The sequence below is a fragment of the Leptolyngbya sp. 'hensonii' genome, assembly GCF_001939115.1.
Taxonomy (GTDB): domain Bacteria; phylum Cyanobacteriota; class Cyanobacteriia.
Genome location: NZ_MQTZ01000044.1, coordinates 25728 through 42833, shown reverse-complemented (window position 1 = coordinate 42833; position 17106 = coordinate 25728). Strand labels below are relative to the sequence as shown.

Here is a 17106-nt window from a genome sequence, read left to right as displayed (position 1 = left end):
GGCAATGCCTGCCCCTCTTAAGCAGACTTAAATATCCAAATCGGCCAGGTTTAACTTGGGACCATAGGTTTCAATGAACTCCCGCCGGGGAGCCACCCGATCGCCCATCAAAATGGTGAAAATCCGATCGGCTTCAGCGGCATCCTCGATCTCCACCTGCTTGAGCGTCCGACTTTCCGGATTCATCGTGGTTTCCCAGAGCTGCGTCGGCATCATTTCTCCCAGTCCTTTGAACCGTTGGACAGTGTAGTTGGCATTCTGGGGAAACTCTCGCTCAATCAAGGTGGTCAATTCCCGATCGCTATAGCAGTAATAGTGGTTACGACCTCGTTCCACCTTGTAGAGTGGCGGACAGGCAATGTAGACATACCCCTGCTCAATCAGAGATCGCTGATACCGGTAGAAAAAGGTCAGCAAGAGGGTCCGAATGTGGGCTCCATCCACATCTGCATCGGTCATCAGGCAAATGCGATGATAGCGCAACTGAGAGGCATCAAACTCATCCCCTTTAATGCCCAGTCCCAAGGCCGTAATTAAAGCCTGAATTTCATTGTTCTTGTAGATTTTGGCATCATCCGTCTTCTCAATATTGAGGATTTTACCCCGCAGGGGCAAAATCGCCTGGAACCGACGGTCTCTGCCTTGCTTGGCACTCCCACCGGCGCTGTCACCTTCCACGATGAAGATCTCTGATTCACTGGGATCACGAGAGGCACAGTCCGCCAGTTTACCCGGCAGGGTAGAAGACTCTAGCACCGATTTACGACGGACCAGCTCTCTGGCTCGACGGGCCGCTTCCGCCGCATTAAACGCCTGGATCGCCTTTTCCAGGATGGCATCCCCCACAGCAGGCCGGAATTCTAGATATTCTGTCAGGATCTCGCCCACCAGGGAATCCACGATTCCCCGCACTTCCGGGTTTCCCAGCTTCGTTTTGGTCTGACCCTCAAATTCCGGGTTGGGAACCTTCACCGAAATTACGCAGGTCAACCCTTCCCGGATATTTTCTCCAGCCAGGTTGGGGTCATTTTCCTTCAGCTTGTTTCGTTTCCGGGCGATCGCATTCATGGTGCGGGTCAACACCGCCTTTAACCCTTCCAGGTGCGTGCCCCCGTCTACAGTGCGGATGTTGTTGGCAAAACCCAGGACATTGTCCGTATAGGCATCGACACACCACTGCAGAGCCACCTCCACCGTCACAGTGTTGCGCTCTCCCTGGACATAGATCAGCTCCTCATGCAAAGGCTGTTTATCCCGGTTCATATAGGCAACATATTCGCGGATGCCGCCCTCATAGTAATAGGTTTCAGTCTTGGGCTCCTCACTTTTGAGCAACTCCAGGCGGTTATCTGTAAACGCAATCTGAACCCCGGCATTAAGATAAGCCAGTTCCCGAAAACGATTGGACAGGATCAAGTAATCAAATTCGGTTGTGGTTGTAAAAATATTGGCATCGGGCTTGAAGGTGACCGATGTTCCAGTCCGAGGCTCCGGCCAAGGCGCAACCTGGAGCGTGGTGACGGGCACACCCAGCTCATAACGCTGCGTATGAACATGCTGTTCCCGCCAGACCTTCACTTCAACCCACTCCGACAGGGCATTGACCACTGAGATCCCAACCCCATGCAAACCACCGGAAACCTTGTAGCCACCCCCGCCAAACTTACCTCCGGCTCCGAGTACCGTCATTACAGTCTCCAGGGCCGATTTACCGGTTTGGGGATGAATCCCAGTTGGAATTCCACGCCCATCATCCGTGATGGTGGCAGACCCATCCGGGTTCAGACTGATCTGAATCTGCTTACAGTAACCAGCCAGAGCTTCATCGACAGAGTTATCGACAACCTCATAAACTAAATGATGAAGTCCCCGAGGGCCGGTACTACCAATGTACATACCGGGACGGGTTCGGACATGTTGAATCCCCTCAAGAACCTGAATCTGACTGGCATCATAGCTATTGGTTGTCATGAATAAAGCGCTCCCAAGAACGTTCTAAAGCTCCCCAGCTTTCAGAACAGCAAAATTCATCGAAATTCTAACATAAAAGGGTTAAAAGCGATTTTAGAGGCATTACAAGCCCTGTTTAGTTTAGGGATCCATATTGTCTATTATAGAACAAATGAATTGCCTCGGTTATGCACCCTGGATTGATTGTGATCTGCGGCCCTACAGCAGTGGGCAAATCTGGACTGGCCATAAAACTGGCTCAACGCATGGAAACCGTTATTTTAAACGCCGATTCCAGAGCCTGTTACCGGGAATTTGACATTGGCACCGCCAAGCCAACCCTGGCAGAGCGGGCACAGATTCCCCATTACCTGCTTGACATCTGCGACCCCACCGAGACTTTAACCCTGGCAGATTACCAGCAGCAAGCCCAAACTCTGATTGCCCAGTTGCAGACTTCCTCGGCCACTGCAGTCCCCCTGCTCGTTGGGGGCACCGGTCTATATTTGCGATCGATTACCCAGGGCCTGAGCATTCCCAGGATACCGCCTCAGGCGGCCCTGAGATCGCAACTCCAGGCCCTCGGTCAGGTCCAGCTCTACGCCTTCCTGCAGCAGGTTGACCCGATCGCCACCCAGCGGATTCATGCCCACGACCAGGTGCGGACATTGCGGGCTCTGGAAGTGTACTATACCACCGGTCGATCGCTGTCAGAGCAACAAACGGGCCAGCCCCCGACCTATCCTATCCTGCAAATTGGGATGTCCTGTGAACCTACTATTCTGAATCATCGGATTGAACGGCGCACTGCAGGGATGATTGAGGCCGGTCTTGTGGCAGAAGTAGAAACCCTCTGCCACAAGTATGGGCCTGATTTACCGCTCCTGGAGACCCTGGGTTACCGGGAGATTCGGCAGTATCTGGCTGGTGGCCTCTCTCTCCATGGAGCTCAGACCCAGATCGTGGTTCATACCCGCCAACTCGCCAAGCGGCAGCGGACCTGGTTCCGGGCTGATCCCACAATTCTCTGGTTTGATCCGGAGCAATCCGATGTTCTGGAGCAGATCTGGACCAGGGTCCAGGAATTTTTAGCCTGCCTGCCTTCAGGAGGCCAGGCCAGTGATCCTGCAAGCCTGTGAAACCAAATGTAACTTGGTATAAGTTCGTAATAAGTTCAGCAACCTGCCAACTTTACCCTGATTCAGTATGCCGCCATCCCATCCTCTGCTTCAGTATCGGCATCTGGTGATCACCCTGATGCTACCGATCGCCCTAGCCGCCTGTACAAATAGACCCAAGGCAAGCAGCAACCCAGCAACTCCAGTTGTCACCAATCCCGCCACCATTGCCAGCACCTGGTATAACTACACCTCGCCAACCGGGAAGTACACGGCTCGCTTTCCTGGCAAACCCAGGGAAGACACCCGCACCCTGGATACCAAGGCAGGCAAAACCAACTTGGTCCTGGTGACCTATGAAGATAAGTCAGCAAAACGGGCCTACGCCCTTTCCCATAACAAGTTCATCTTTCCATCCGGAATGAGCTTTGATGTGCAGAAGGGGCTCGATGGGAGTCGGGATGGTCTGGCCAGAGGCATGGGGGCAACCATCACCCAGGAAACGAAAATTACAGCCCAGGGGTTTCCGGGACGGGAGATCACCCTGAACAAGGGAGAAACTCTGCTGGCCAAAGCCCGAATTTTTTATGTCAACGGCACCTTGTATCAAATGTTTGTATTGGTGGATGGGAAGCAACTGGATGCGCCGGAAGTAACTGCTTTTCTAGAGTCTGTCGAGTTCCAGAAATAGGGGGAGAGAGGGGATAGGATTAAAGCAGATTCCTTACTCGCTAGTCCCCCACCTCCTATGCAGACACAAGACAAAACCTTCAACTGGCCTGTGTTGATTCAACAGTTTGAAGCGGTGGTCGGCAAAGATGGAGTGGTTCGTCGCCGGGAAGAATTACTCGTCTACGAGTGTGATGGCCTGACCAGCTACCGACAACGCCCAGCGGTGGTGGTCCTCCCCCGATCGACCGAGCAGGTCTCTCATGTGGTCCAGATCTGCATTGCCCACCAGGTTCCTTTTATTGCCAGAGGCGCTGGAACGGGCTTATCTGGCGGCGCATTGCCGATCGAAAACTCTGTGCTCATTGTCACCGCCCTGATGCGTCAGATCCTGGATTTGGACCTGGAGAATCAACGGGTGGTCGTCCAGCCGGGTGTGATCAATAGCTGGGTGACCCAGGCTGTGAGTGGGGCTGGGTTCTACTACGCACCTGATCCTTCCAGCCAGATTGTCTGCTCGATCGGGGGCAACGTAGCTGAGAATTCCGGGGGCGTTCATTGCCTGAAATATGGGGTCACCACCAACCACGTCCTGGCCCTGAAATTGGTGTTGCCAACCGGCGAGGTGGTTGATGTCGGTGGTGCGGTGCCAGAAATGCCGGGCTATGACCTGACTGGACTCTTCGTCGGTTCAGAAGGCACCCTGGGGATCGCGACAGAAATTACGCTGAAAATTCTCAAATCCCCGGAAGCAGTCCATGTGTTGCTGGCCGACTTCACCCAGATGGAAGCTGCTGGCAACAGTGTTGCCGATATTATCGGATCCGGGATCATTCCGGGCGGGATGGAGATCATGGACAACCTTAGTATTAATGCGGTGGAAGATGTAGTCGCAACCGGCTGTTATCCCCGGGATGCGGAGGCTATCTTGCTGGTGGAACTGGATGGGCTGGAGGCAGAAGTGGCAGCCAGCAGTCGTCAGGTCGAAACCATCTGCCGTCAACATGGAGCCCGCAACATCGCCATAGCCACGGACCCAGAACAACGACTAAAACTCTGGAAGGGTCGGAAGGCTGCCTTCGCCGCAGCCGGAAAGCTGAGCCCCGATTACTACGTCCAAGATGGCGTGATTCCCCGCACCCAACTCTCCTCTATCCTGAAGGAAATTGCAGCTCTGAGCGATCGGTTTGGCTATCAGATTGCCAACGTGTTCCATGCTGGAGACGGCAACCTCCATCCCCTGATCCTGTTCGACAACCGCATTCCCGGAGCCCTGGAGCAGGTGGAGGAGCTGGGAGGAGAAATCCTGAAACTCTGTGTTCGTGCAGGCGGTAGTATCTCCGGTGAACATGGCATCGGAGCCGACAAGCGCTGTTACATGCCTGAGATGTTTACAGAAACCGATCTGGAAACCATGCAGTGGGTGCGACAGGTTTTTAATCCCCAGGGTCTGGCCAATCCCGGCAAAATGTTTCCCACCCCCCGCACCTGCGGCGAAGGGGCGGGTGTTGCCCTTGATCGCCAATACCCCACGATCGAACGCCTGTAAGGACGCGATTCATCCCGTCCTTTCCCCAATCATTCATCGATTTGCCAGAGTTCCTTGGTCGCAGCCTCATCCAAAATCTTCTTCGGTCGCATCACTACGATCACCCGCCCCAGAATCCTCAGTTCCGGAGCCTCCTCAGACCATTGCAAATCCAGTTGGCCCGATCGATCGACCACAAAATAACTATTCCCATCCCAATCTCGCTGGGCCCGATCGACTACCACCATCACCTCCTCGGTATTCCCAGGCAAAGGCGTCGGCAGATGCTCCGAATCACACAAAAACGCCACCGGATCTGCCGCACCCAAAATTGCCTGCCAGCCTGGAATCGCTATCCAGGCCCCTGTTCCAGAAAACTTCACGATCTGGAAGGGTCCGACTTCCTCCAGCAGAGGCACTGCCTTAAAATCCTCTACTGACAGGGGCATTTGCCCCACCACGGGTAAAAGACGAGGCATTTCATCATCCGTTTCCAGACGATAAACCGGCAGCAGAGGAGCGGGTCGGGCTGGCGTCACCGTAAAATCAGTCAGCAACTGCTCAATTTTCTGGCGGGCCGCAGGACTGTAGGCAAACTTCAGCCCTTGGGCAATCAAGCGAGAGCGCTCCTGTAGATCGGATTTCTGGCGGGTCAGCTTCCAGATCTGATAAGCCACCGCATCGCCGGGATGGGCGGTAAACCCCTCAGGAATAACTACCAGACGAGAAAATTCTTTCACCGCCCGCGCCACTTCATGGGCTTCATCCAGATCGAGTCCTCGCTCTAAAACCAGCTCTGCCACGGCAGCTCGATCTTCCTGGGCCAAAATTCGCAATTCATAAAGAATATCGCTGCCCTTGCGCTCGTAGTGAGCCTGGGTAGAAGCTGAAATACCCTGATTGAGAAGACTGGCATAGACCTGAGCCGCCACCATCACCTGATTCTGGTGAATGGGCTCAAATCCGGTTTCCTCAAAAATCCACTGAGCACTGCGGCCAGCTTTCTGCAGTTGCTGACAGGCTTGCCCCCACTCCACCCAGGTTCCTTCTTTGCGGCGCAGCGATCGCACCAGTGCCTCAATGTCTGGCCCTCCTGGTGCTTCACCCTCATTTGACATTTCTGGCGTTTCAGACATGGGCTCCCATTCAACTCAACCAAGCCGACATTATAGGGGGAAATCAGTCAGGGCACATCAACTTAGCAGGATTCCCAGACGTTTCAACCCAGAAAGTATTAGCCCCAGCCCTCCTCTGATTAAAGAACTTGTGAGTTTCATAGCAAAATTATTAATCTTACAAATCAGTGCCGTTAAATCAGCACCATTCAGTCTTTTTTAAGCTTTCTCAGTGTTATTTACCCTTGATCCCCAATCAGTTTTAAGCTAAAGCGGCTAAGTTCTTCAAGATCAGCAGCAGGATTAAATATGTCGGTTCTTTAAGAGAAAGCTAAAGAGAATCGGAAGCTAATGGTTTCTTTGGGATCGCTCAAGAGAGGACTTGAAAAGGGTTTTGGCAGATCTGGCATCTAGAAGACTATTGCAAAATTGAAGTTAAGCAATCTATGAATTTCCAATGTCTTTTACCAACAGTCCCAGCATTTCTACATCCACCTGTCGGCATTGTCGGCATTATGTTCCTGAAGGGCGTCGGGGAGGTAGCTGTCAGCAACTGAACGTATCAGTTCGGAGTGGTTGGAAAGCATGTTCCCTTGCTTTGCCACCCTTTGCTCCTTCTTGGGAAAGCTTTGAGATTGAACGGCTTTGGAAAGAGGAACTCTTGTCTTTGCAAGAGTCCGTTTTTCTGAGTTATATGCAACCAGAAGTTTATGAAACGGACGCTCATCGTTCCGCCCCTTCCTATCGGGCAGAATAATCACCTCAGGTATCTGAGCTAATCCAATCACTCCCTGATGTCGTCGTGAAAGAGGTGAGGGTTGGAATGGGCAGGTAAAAAGCCAGCAAGCCGGTTAACGTAAACAGAACCAGGGTTGGGATCAATTTAATTTTTGTCCTTCTCATCACAATTCCTCCCAGGGCTGACTCTATAAACCTCACCTCTGATTTTGGTGATTCCAGGGAGCAATCTGAATAAGATGGGTGGCAGTTTTTAAAGCGGACTCAAATTCCAGGCTATTCTTTACGGACCGGGGTAATTTCCCGACCGGCTACGTTTTCGAGGGCCGCCAATGCGGCTCTGGAGCCAGCCAGAATATCTCGCTCTTCTCCACCCAGATAAAGACGGCCATAACTGCCTACAGCAGAAATTTGCAAAATATTAATCAGGGCTGCCTTCTCGGCCTCATTGGCTGCCAGAGCGGCATAAGTGGCTGGTTCAACTTCCAGGACATAGAGGGTCTGCCCCACCAGGAGCATTTGCCCTGGGCGGGCACGATTGATCAGTTGGGCATGATGGGCATCAATATTTCGAATCACTTGACTGGAGAGCACCCGGGGCTTCAGGCAATCCTGCCTCCGAACTCCCAGGGACTGGAGAATGGCTTGCCCTGCAGCCTGAGTTTCTCCCTGTTTACTGGAATGAATTTCCAGGAGCCCATAGAGCCGTTCAACAATCTGTACCCCCGGGCGCACAACCGCAGATTTGAGGGCAATATCCGTGATGCGATTAATTTCAATGCCGGGAGAGATTTCAATCCAGAGAGAAGCGTCTCCGGGCAGGGGTAAAAAACCGGAAGCCACTGTTCCCAGATAGGCTGCATGCTGAGGTTGCAAATTATCCAAGTAAACATAGCTCCGGAGCTCAGTGCCCAAAGTACAATCCTGTAAACAGCTAGCCCAGTATACCAGGTTGCCGGATCGGGTTAAGAAGACTGGGCATTGCGCAGGCAAATCGAGCAAATTGCCCAGCGATCGAGTTCCCCTTGGGGGCAGGGGCAATGACATTGAGGACAGGTAGGCAGATTACGGGCTTGAGCCTGGATCATGCTGGCCCACTGCTGAAACGCCGATTCCGGGGTTGGGTCTGGTTGGGACGGATCTCGACGAGGACGGGGCCTGGCCATCCCAGACGCAAGACTGGGGTGATCTCGCCAGAGAATGGGCGTTTCTCCTGGGGCGTTGGCCATCCCTGCAGCCGGTTGCTGCCACCCAGCGGTAGAAAACCGAATATCCGCCAGAGACAGGGAAAGCTGCTGATTCAACTTCTCCAAAATCCGCCGCCGCTCAAAGACCAGATTCTGGGCCCAGACCGAACTAGATGTCGCAATTTTTAAACTGTCACCTTGAATCCCCAAGGGACGGGTCTGGGCTGCAACAACAGGCCCAACAATTGCTGGCCATGCCTTCAGCAGGCGCTTAAATTGCTGCCGTTCTTTCCAGGATTCCTGGCTCTCCAGGTGATTGAGCAAGTGATTCAGTGAACTCAGGGACATAAAACCATTCACAGCCAACAGTTAGCAAATAACAAGTCAACTCGCCAATTGGATATTATTTCAACTTATTTTTAGATTTATCGCCATCTTTCTTTCAATCATCCGCAATAATCAGTGGCATTCTGCCCCGACTTCGCTATACTTATGCTCTTAGATCGCCCTTAAGATTTCAATGTTCAGATTGGAGTGATGGGATGAGTAGACCTTCCTCGATCGCGTCTCCAGAAAATCAGGTCCATACCGGCTCTTTGCATCCTATATTACAGGCCGCCCTCAGTAGCCTAAATATCAATCTGGACGAGGAGTTAGCCCGATACCGTCGCCGTCGCAGATCTCAGCAACCAGTTGCAGCCGGAGCCAGTCCTTTTCGGGTGGCCAGCAAACCAATTGACCTGATTTCGATCGGAACTCCGTCTACCCCAGAGCCCTCCCAGCAGCAGCGAGGGGCCGATCGATCGGAGCCTGTTTCACCAACCATTTCCCGACCCCTGACCCCAACCGTTATCTCACCCACCCGCAGTCCATTATCGAATTCATCAGAAGAGATTGTTTCTGCAGCCCCAGCGGCCTCCCCAGAACCCCTGGAGGAACGATCCGTCGATGCCCAGCCGGGCATGGTGCTGTCAACGCCTCCAACCCAGGTGGGAGCTATTCCTGAACCAGCCCTGCAGCCCTATTCAGAAGTAGATTTGAGTGAGCAAGCGGATCCCTACAGCTATTTCGAGTCTTCTGAAGAGCTCCTGAAAACCCTCTCCGAGGAAGAAGGCCAGATGGCTGCCTCCTCGGGATCAGGCATTCGCTGGTTAAATCCTCTGGGAATAGGTTCAGTCTTGTTGCTGCTCTTTTCCAGCGCGGGTGTAGGCTATGTCGCCATGAATCAGGTCAAGCTGCACCAGATCGGCCTGAACCGCAAGCCCCAGGCGGCTGCCCCCAAGGTAGACCAGCAGCCGATCAAGTTACCAGCGGTTCGGAGCGACTCGGATGGACCCACCTCGATTCCCAACTCACCCGATCTGACTGCTAAAGAGTTTGTCAATCTGAACCTGAATACCCTGGGAACCCTGGAAACAAATGCCGTACCTAATGGCACACCCCCCAGTTCACCAACAGCGGCGGCAGCTTCCCCCCAGGCTCAATTGAAGCTGAAAACGACTGCCTCCACTGCTGCCAAAACAGCCGCTTCGCCCAAGCGCCAGCCAGGCTCAACAGCTCTTCCATCGGTTGCCCCCCTCAATTCTAGCTCTATCCCATTCTCTGACCCTCCGATCGTTGCCGTCCCCACCCGATCCCCGATCGAAGCGGCCCAATCTCTTCCCCCCCAACCCACCGTTCCGCGAACCGTTGCCCCTCCGGCCCCGGCTCAGATTGCTCCGACCCGTTCCAGAGCAGCCAAACCCTCCCGTCAGGCCGCATCGACTCGACCTGCAGGACCTCCAAAGTCAGTGACACCATCAGCCCGCCAGGAAGCGGTGCCTGGGCAACCGATCGCCCCCAGTCAGCCTGGTAAGTACGTGGTGACCACTCCTTTTAATGGAGATCAGACGCTAGAACAGGTAAAACAGGCAGTTCCCGATGCGTTCGTGCGCAATTCCCCTCAGGGAGCCCAAATTCAAGTTGGCTCTTTCCAGGATCCGGCCAAAGCCCAGGAAATGGTTCAGACACTGCAGCAACAGGGAATCAATGCAGAGGTGAAGCCGCGCTGACCGGGTCCTAACGACAACCTGAAAAGGTGCGGTACCATGAAGGGTGAAGCAGCAGGAATGAGGATGGCAGTCTCCGATCGACGGATCAGGTGCGCCAGATTCCTGGATTCACAACCTCTATTCAGCTCCAGAACTGTTGACGGAGATCCATCATGGGACTTTTCGACCGAATCCTTCGAGTGATTCGTGCTAACCTCAACAGCCTGATCAGTCAGGCCGAAGATCCAGAGAAGATTCTGGAACAGACCGTGCTGGATATGCAAGATGACCTGATTCACCTGCGACAGGCTGTAGCCCAGGCGATCGCCACCCAGAAACGCACGGAACGTCAGATGTCCCAGGCCCAGACCAATGCTGATGAGTGGTATCGACGGGCACAACTGGCTCTGGAAAAGGGCGATGAGAATCTGACCCGCGAGGCACTGGTTCGACGGAAAACCTACCAGGAGACTGCCACCGCATTAAGAACCCAGGTCGAGCAGCAAACCGGCATTGTGAACGAGATGAAGCAAAACATGCGGCTCCTGGAAGGGAAGATCTCAGAAGCCAAGTCGAAGAAAGACCTTTATATCGCCCGTGCCCGCTCCGCCAAAGCATCGCAGCAGATCAATGAGATGATGGGCCGGGTGGGTTCTAACAGCAGTTCTATGACTGCTTTTGAGCGGATGGAAGAAAAGGTGCTGCAATTGGAGGCCCAATCCCAGGCGATCGCAGAATTAGGAGCTGACGATCTGACCAAAAAATTTGCGGCTCTGGAAAGTGGGTCAGACGTGGATGCCGAATTAGAGGCGATGAAATCGCAATTATTAACCGGACGGGATGATTCTGCCCAATTCCCTCCAGCCTAGTGTTGCAAACAATAAACTTTGCAACATGGGGGTTTGGGGTTTCACCCCCTCGAAAACTTTTAATTTGGTCTACTAGATTGGAAGGCTGGAAAGTAGATCAACCTCTGCATACCTCAAGGCTCTCAAGACGTACAGATCTATGAGACCAGGCCATCTCTCAATCTTGAGGGGAGTCCCATCTTCCCTCGCTTCAATTAGACTTGTCTGGGTTGACCACAAAAGCAACCGTTAAATTATTGAAATCATGCCTCTGATTGGATATTGGATTGAAAGCGTTTACGACGATCGCTTTTTAGCGCCTCAAGAAGTTGCTGACCAGCTACCACCAGAGGCGGCAAGCAAGGTACTTGCCTATCTTCAAGCAGGAAAGCATTATAGACGAGCCTGTGGTCTCTCATGGTGTAGGTTTTCAGGCATATACCTAGGCAGTGATGAACTCACAGATGGCTACTGGATATGGCCGGATGGGTTGATCCATTATGTTGCAGAGCATAGAGTCGGATTACCAGAAGCCTTCCTGGCAGATATTCTGCATGGGAGATCGCAGATAGACAATACAGCACCAGATCCGTCGCTTGATTTTTGGTTGGAATGGTGTCAACACAATCAAGATCCCAGCTTCAGAAAAAAACTTCGGCTCACACGCGAACAGACTGAGAAGCTAGCTAAAGCAGCCTTTAAAGATTATGTTCATGCGAAGCGGGCTCGGTTGAACGCAGAGTATGGTGTAGGGCATAGAATCTGTCTTCAGGCTAATTGCCACGAGCTAACCCTAGCTGGTAAGGTCTTTTGTGCTGAATACTTCGAATCTATTCCAAGTATTGAAGACGGGCGTAGAGCGGTGGATAATCCTATGCCCCTGTCTTTATTGCTTACTTTTCTTAATTAGACGTTCATCTACAACGTCCATATTGGCAATACCTGTTGCAAAGCTCCATTGAAAGCATTGCATTCGTAAGAACTTTTCTGGATGACTCTAGTCATTTTTTTCCGTTGCTTACCATAGAGCGGGTGCTTCGGTTTCTGACTTTCAGCCTATGGGTGACTGATTGGAGCCACGGATTTACCCCTTAACGTTACGACTTGAGGCGGAAAGGGTATGCTCTGTTTCAGAACTTTATGTTGATACAGCAATTTCCAGCCTAGTGAGGCGTATTTGATAGAATGATTTGTATGTTTACTTCATGCTCAATCAAGTGCAACCATACTCACTAGATCTTAGACAGAAAATTGTTGATGCATATCTTGAAGGGAATACGTCGCAACGTCAAATCGCTATACAATTTCGAGTTGCTTATAGTTTCGTGCGAAAGTTAATCAAACAACATCGGGAAACAGGTGAGATTGTCCCCAAACAACGAACTGTGCAAACACCGACCAAACTAAGTGTTGAGCAACTGGAGATTTTAGAGACGATTGTTGAATCGAATAACGACGCGACGTTGGCAGAGTTATGTAACTTGTTAGAACAGAGGGTCGGTGTCCGAGTTGGCGTTTCGACAATGTTTCGAATGCTAGAGAAGCTGAACTTAACGCTTAAAAAAAACTCTGCATCCCGACGAAAAGGAAACTGAGCGAGTGCAAACTAAACGAGTCGAATTTTGGCAACTGGTTCGAGGATTTCTAGCTCAAAATCTAATCTTCATTGATGAATCAGGAGTGGACTTAGCCTTGACCCGACTCTGGGCGCGTGCACCGAAAGGCAGACGAGCACATGGCAAGCGTCCAAGCCAGCGAGGGAAACGAGTCTCGATTCTAGGGGCGATTAGTCTGCGGGAGGTCGTGACTTACTGCAATCTCATGGGGTCAACTGATGGACTGACCTTTGAAGCCTTTATTTCCCAGAAACTTGTGCCTAAGTTATGGAAAGGTGCCTGTGTCATCCTGGATAACTGCTCTATTCATCTGGGTGAAGACGTTAGAAATTTGATTGAGGATGCAGGAGCCAAGCTAATTTTCCTACCCCCTTACTCACCAGACTTTTCGCCTATCGAGAATTGCTTTTCAAAGATTAAGAGCATTCTGCGTTCGATTAAGGCACGCAGTTATCCAGAACTTGCCAAAGCTATTGATGAAGCTTTCTCCCAGGTGTCATCGAGCGACTTAAGGAACTGGTTCTCTCATTGCTGTTACTGTGCCTCACCAGCATAAAAAACGCTGTAGTATTTTCATTCACTCCTTGAGAAGGAGGAATTAAATCCACATTCTCAAGGAGTAAATAGAGGAATTAAATCAATTAAAAACCCTCAAAACTTTTACTGAGAAACGCTTATAAATATATTTTCTACTAATTTATAAACTTAATTTATTATTTTAAGAAAAAAGACTATTTGATTCTATTGGTGATCCCAAATAGAGTAAAGGAAAGATTTTGATTGACCCCCCAATTAATCAAGATCGGATGGTCCAAAATGGACCTTTTAAGACATTGAACCAGGTGACAATCATTCCACAGGGAGCTGCCAGCAAATGAATGAATTGGGATTAAACCGAAGTCATCATGGATTGAAATCAGGATGTCTTCCCTTTCGAGAAGTTTTGGGGCAATCCTTCGCTGTCATTGCTCCTATTACTACTCCGGCAGCCAACATGGGCCTCATCTTCGTCAGCGCTGGCAATGGTACCTGGTTGAGTATGCTGATTGGCATGATTGGGCTGGTGTTTGTCAGCATCAATATCAACCAGTTTGCCAGTCGCTCTGCTTCACCGGGATCGCTCTATACCTACATCGTCAAAGGGTTAGGCCCCACAGCAGGGGTGGTTTGTGGTTGGAGTCTGGTGCTGGCTTATCTATTTACTGGAATGGCCGTATTGTGTGGGTTTGCCAATTTCAGCACGACTCTGTTCGGCCATATCGGGGTACATCCTTCTGAGATCACTCTGCTGGCATTGGGAGCCGGAATTGCCTGGTATATGGCCTACAAAGATATTGAGCTGTCCGCCAAAACTCTGCTGATTCTGGAAGGGGCTTCTGTCGCGCTCATTTTACTTCTGGGCCTGGTTGTCTGGGCTGAACGGGGCTTTGTTCTAGATCTGCCCCAACTGACGTTGCAGGGAACTACACCCGGCGGGATCGCCATGGGATTGGTGCTGGTGGTGTTTGGGTTTTCTGGGTTTGAAAGTGCGTCAACCCTGGGAGATGAAGCCCGATCGCCTTTGAAAACTATTCCCAGAGCTGTTGTGGGAAGTACTTTGCTGACGGGTCTGTTCTTCGTGGTCATGGCTTATGTCGAAGTTCTCGGTTTCAACGGCAGCGCTGCTTCTCTCGCAGATCATGAAGCCCCTCTGACCTTCCTGGCCCAACAAGCTGGCGTTGGTTTTCTGGGCGAACTGGTGAGTCTTTGTGCCCTGGTTAGTTTCTTCGCCTGCGTTCTGGGCAGCATCAATCCAGCTGCGCGGGTGTTCTTCATGATGGCGCGGCACGGGTTGTTCCATGCCTCGATCGGGGAAACCCACACCGCCAACCGCACCCCTCACATTGCAGTCACGATCGCCTCCCTGCTGATGTTTTTGGTGCCTGCTTCCATGTCCCTGCTGCATGTCAAGCTGTTTGACAGCATGGCTTACCTGGGCACCCTCTGCACCTTCGGCTTTCTGACCGCATACATTTTGGTGTCGATCGCAGCCCCCGTTTATCTATATCGCATTGGCAGTCTGCGACCCTGGGATGGGCTGTGCGCCCTGTTGGCGATCGGCTTCATGGTGATCCCGGTTCTGGGGTGCGTTGGTATTCCCGGTAGCACTCTGTTTCCTGTCCCGAAAGCGCCCTTCGATAGCTTTCCTTACCTATTCCTGCTGTACCTGACCGTAACCTGCGGCTGGTTCCTGATCCAGCGACTGCGTTCTCCAGAGATTGTGACCACGATGGAACGTAGTATTGATGAAATTCATACCCGCTTTGCCAGTCAAGCCATGGTTCCTTCCCTTGTGGGAGACGACTTAGATCCCTCTCATCCGCTTAAGGACTAGGACAATGACCAATCCTGCACTTTTCACGGCAATTTCCACCGGACTGACTGCATTTACAGCCACCAACCTGGACGACATTATCATGCTGCTGCTGTTCTTCTCCCAGGTCAATGCCCTGTTCCAGCGACGACACATCGTTGCGGGTCAATACCTGGGATTTACAGCCCTGGTGCTGGCTAGTCTGCCTGGTTTCTTCGGCAGTCTGCTCCTGCCCCGTCCCTGGATTGGCCTGTTGGGGATCGTTCCGATCGCGATCGGCCTCAATCGCCTGCTGAATCCAGACACAGACGCAGAGGAAGAAACCATCACGCTGGATACTACCCACAGCCCCTGGGCGGCCAGTTTTCTCTCCCCTTATACTTACAGTGTGGCAGCCATTACCTTTGCCAATGGTGGGGACAACATTGGCATCTACATGCCGTTGTTTGCCAGCAGCACGCCTGAAAAATTGTTGACCATTTTAGGGATCTTCTTCACCCTGGTGGGGGTCTGGTGCTATGCCGCTGACCGGTTAACCCGTCTACCGGCGATCGCCCAGACCCTGACCCGTTATGGAAATCAGTTAGTTCCCTACGTTTTGATCGGCCTGGGTGTGCTGATTCTGATCGATAGTCACACCTTGGAAAACCGAGGGCTAACCGTCCTGGTCTTGGTGGTGAGCAGCCTCTCTGTCCTGATGCTGCGGCATAGCAGCCGATCGACCGAAAGCGGCGTTGTATCCAACCCTGGTACTGAAGTTGTTATGGGAAAAGACAGATGAAATTGATCAAATTGGTTCTAATCACCGTTGTCATACTGGCGAGTCTGTTGCTGAATCAGCCTGCCTGGGCTGACGCCGGTAAATTTAAGCGCAGTCCAGATTATGCGGAGGTTGTGCAGGCGATCGATACCCTGTTGCAATCGAAAGACAATCCAGAAGCAAGCCTAACACCTGAGCAATTGCAACTCAAATTGGCTGACTTGCAATTACAAAAGTATATTCTGGAAACCTCTGAAACGCGGGCCAGTTGCCGCAATGCCACAGGCAAAACCCTGGCTGTCTACCTGCGTTCCAAAAAGGTACCTGCTGATCAACCGGGTACTCTGTATTACCTGGGCGATGGGCAAACCACAGATGATGATTTTGCCTGTCAGGGCGTCTTCCTCCCTGCCGGATCTGTGGTCACCTTTTCGCCCCTGGACTCCGCTCAGGAGTTGACGGAACCCCTGGCCCTCAAAATTGTGGAAGGGACGCAATTTGCGATCGATCGCAATCCTGAAACTGGTGTAGTGGCGTTTAACCTTCCACCGGCCCAGAGCTTCAAAGTGGGTGAGGGCACCTGGTCCATTCCCAGCCTGACTCAGGCCGATATTGATGCCCAAGTACCCAATGCTCCTGCGGACTGAAGGGTGACCACAAAAACCATCAGAAGCAGAAACTTTAGGGGCCGGTTAAGAGAGAATATTGCAAACCTGATCTTGTAATCTGAGTTTTATCCATGCTGCTACCGCTTGATTCCCAAGAAGTTCAACCGATCGAAGACCACAAAGCTGAAAAGCCCAAACATTTAAATCCCAATCGAATTCGGGATCATCTGGCCAATGAGCGCACCTACCTGTCCTGGATGCGGAGTGGCATTGCCCTGATGGGATTTGGCGTGCTGATTGTCCGGATGCGGATTCTCCATCCTCCGATCGCCCCCCAACCCCCTGGTAATGGCTGGAAACTGGGATTGGCCTTCTCGATCGTGGGTCTGCTGGCCGTCTTACTCTCGACCCAGCATTACTTTGTCGTTCGCAATGACATCGAAGAAGATACCTATGAGCCGCCCGATCGCTGGGTGATTCTCTCTACCCTGGCTGTTTTATTCCTCGGGTTGGGCGTGATCTACTATATTTTCTCGTTTCCGTTTGAAATGGCCGGTGTCGGTTTAATTGAATAACGGGACGATCA

16 protein-coding genes are annotated in these 17106 nt (G+C 51.9%); 11 read left to right on the top strand and 5 right to left on the bottom strand.

What is annotated here, in order from left to right:
* Nucleotides 1–27: 27 nt before the first annotated feature.
* Nucleotides 28–1971, bottom strand: coding sequence for a DNA topoisomerase (ATP-hydrolyzing) subunit B (gyrB, locus tag BST81_RS17130; RefSeq protein ID WP_075599725.1), 1944 nt, complete (start codon nucleotides 1969–1971; stop codon nucleotides 28–30).
* 167 nt (nucleotides 1972–2138) lie between these two features.
* Between gyrB and miaA the strand changes: the two genes are divergently transcribed.
* The 3 genes from miaA (at nucleotide 2139) to glcD (ending at nucleotide 5286) form a co-directional block, all read left to right on the top strand.
* Entirely contained in the window at nucleotides 2139–3089 is a 951-nt protein-coding gene (gene miaA, locus BST81_RS17125; protein WP_075599724.1) for a tRNA (adenosine(37)-N6)-dimethylallyltransferase MiaA, read from the top strand.
* A gap of 67 nt (nucleotides 3090–3156) precedes the next feature.
* Nucleotides 3157–3759: a hypothetical protein gene (locus BST81_RS17120; RefSeq protein ID WP_075599723.1), complete on the top strand. Its 603-nt coding sequence runs from the start codon at nucleotides 3157–3159 to the stop codon at nucleotides 3757–3759.
* Between the two features lie 57 nt (nucleotides 3760–3816).
* Nucleotides 3817–5286 (top strand): glycolate oxidase subunit GlcD, encoded by a 1470-nt coding sequence (gene glcD / locus BST81_RS17115; RefSeq protein ID WP_075599722.1) that lies wholly within the window; start codon nucleotides 3817–3819, stop codon nucleotides 5284–5286.
* 29 nt (nucleotides 5287–5315) lie between these two features.
* Here glcD and BST81_RS17110 read toward each other — a convergent pair whose 3' ends face one another.
* From BST81_RS17110 to BST81_RS17095, 4 genes are all read right to left on the bottom strand, one after another.
* Nucleotides 5316–6401, bottom strand: a complete 1086-nt coding sequence (locus BST81_RS17110; protein ID WP_075599721.1) for a RuBisCO accumulation factor 1 — start codon at nucleotides 6399–6401, stop codon at nucleotides 5316–5318.
* A 741-nt stretch (nucleotides 6402–7142) separates the two neighbouring features.
* Nucleotides 7143–7283, bottom strand: coding sequence for a hypothetical protein (locus BST81_RS28135; RefSeq protein WP_171974784.1), 141 nt, complete (start codon nucleotides 7281–7283; stop codon nucleotides 7143–7145).
* Between the two features lie 111 nt (nucleotides 7284–7394).
* On the bottom strand, nucleotides 7395–8033 hold the full coding sequence (locus BST81_RS17100; RefSeq protein WP_075599719.1) for a hypothetical protein: 639 nt from the start codon (nucleotides 8031–8033) through the stop codon (nucleotides 7395–7397).
* Between the two features lie 50 nt (nucleotides 8034–8083).
* Entirely contained in the window at nucleotides 8084–8653 is a 570-nt protein-coding gene (locus tag BST81_RS17095) for a DUF721 domain-containing protein (RefSeq protein WP_075599718.1), read from the bottom strand.
* A gap of 194 nt (nucleotides 8654–8847) precedes the next feature.
* Between BST81_RS17095 and BST81_RS17090 the strand changes: the two genes are divergently transcribed.
* The 8 genes from BST81_RS17090 (at nucleotide 8848) to BST81_RS17050 (ending at nucleotide 17095) form a co-directional block, all read left to right on the top strand.
* A complete protein-coding gene (locus BST81_RS17090; protein ID WP_075599717.1) occupies nucleotides 8848–10356 on the top strand; it encodes an SPOR domain-containing protein in 1509 nt (502 codons plus the stop codon).
* A 152-nt stretch (nucleotides 10357–10508) separates the two neighbouring features.
* Nucleotides 10509–11204, top strand: coding sequence for a PspA/IM30 family protein (locus BST81_RS17085; protein WP_075599716.1), 696 nt, complete (start codon nucleotides 10509–10511; stop codon nucleotides 11202–11204).
* Nucleotides 11205–11448: 244 nt separating this feature from the next.
* Entirely contained in the window at nucleotides 11449–12093 is a 645-nt protein-coding gene (locus tag BST81_RS17080; RefSeq protein ID WP_075599715.1) for a hypothetical protein, read from the top strand.
* Between the two features lie 307 nt (nucleotides 12094–12400).
* Nucleotides 12401–13355 (top strand): IS630 family transposase gene (locus BST81_RS27105; RefSeq protein ID WP_216351372.1). Its coding sequence is split into 2 segments (ribosomal slippage): nucleotides 12401–12744 and nucleotides 12743–13355, totalling 957 coding nucleotides; the frame shifts between segments, so codons are not numbered across the junction.
* Between the two features lie 318 nt (nucleotides 13356–13673).
* Complete coding sequence (locus BST81_RS17065) at nucleotides 13674–15173, top strand: APC family permease (protein WP_075599714.1); 1500 nt, start codon at nucleotides 13674–13676, stop codon at nucleotides 15171–15173.
* Nucleotides 15174–15177: 4 nt separating this feature from the next.
* The gene (locus BST81_RS17060; protein ID WP_075599713.1) at nucleotides 15178–15933 is read left to right on the top strand and encodes a cadmium resistance transporter; all 756 of its coding nucleotides are present in this window, start codon (nucleotides 15178–15180) and stop codon (nucleotides 15931–15933) included.
* Entirely contained in the window at nucleotides 15930–16559 is a 630-nt protein-coding gene (locus BST81_RS17055; RefSeq protein ID WP_075599712.1) for a hypothetical protein, read from the top strand. The genes BST81_RS17060 and BST81_RS17055 overlap by 4 nt, the downstream gene beginning before the upstream one ends.
* Nucleotides 16560–16651: 92 nt before the next feature.
* The gene (locus BST81_RS17050; protein ID WP_075599711.1) at nucleotides 16652–17095 is read left to right on the top strand and encodes a DUF202 domain-containing protein; all 444 of its coding nucleotides are present in this window, start codon (nucleotides 16652–16654) and stop codon (nucleotides 17093–17095) included.
* The last annotated feature ends 11 nt before the right edge of the window (nucleotides 17096–17106 follow it).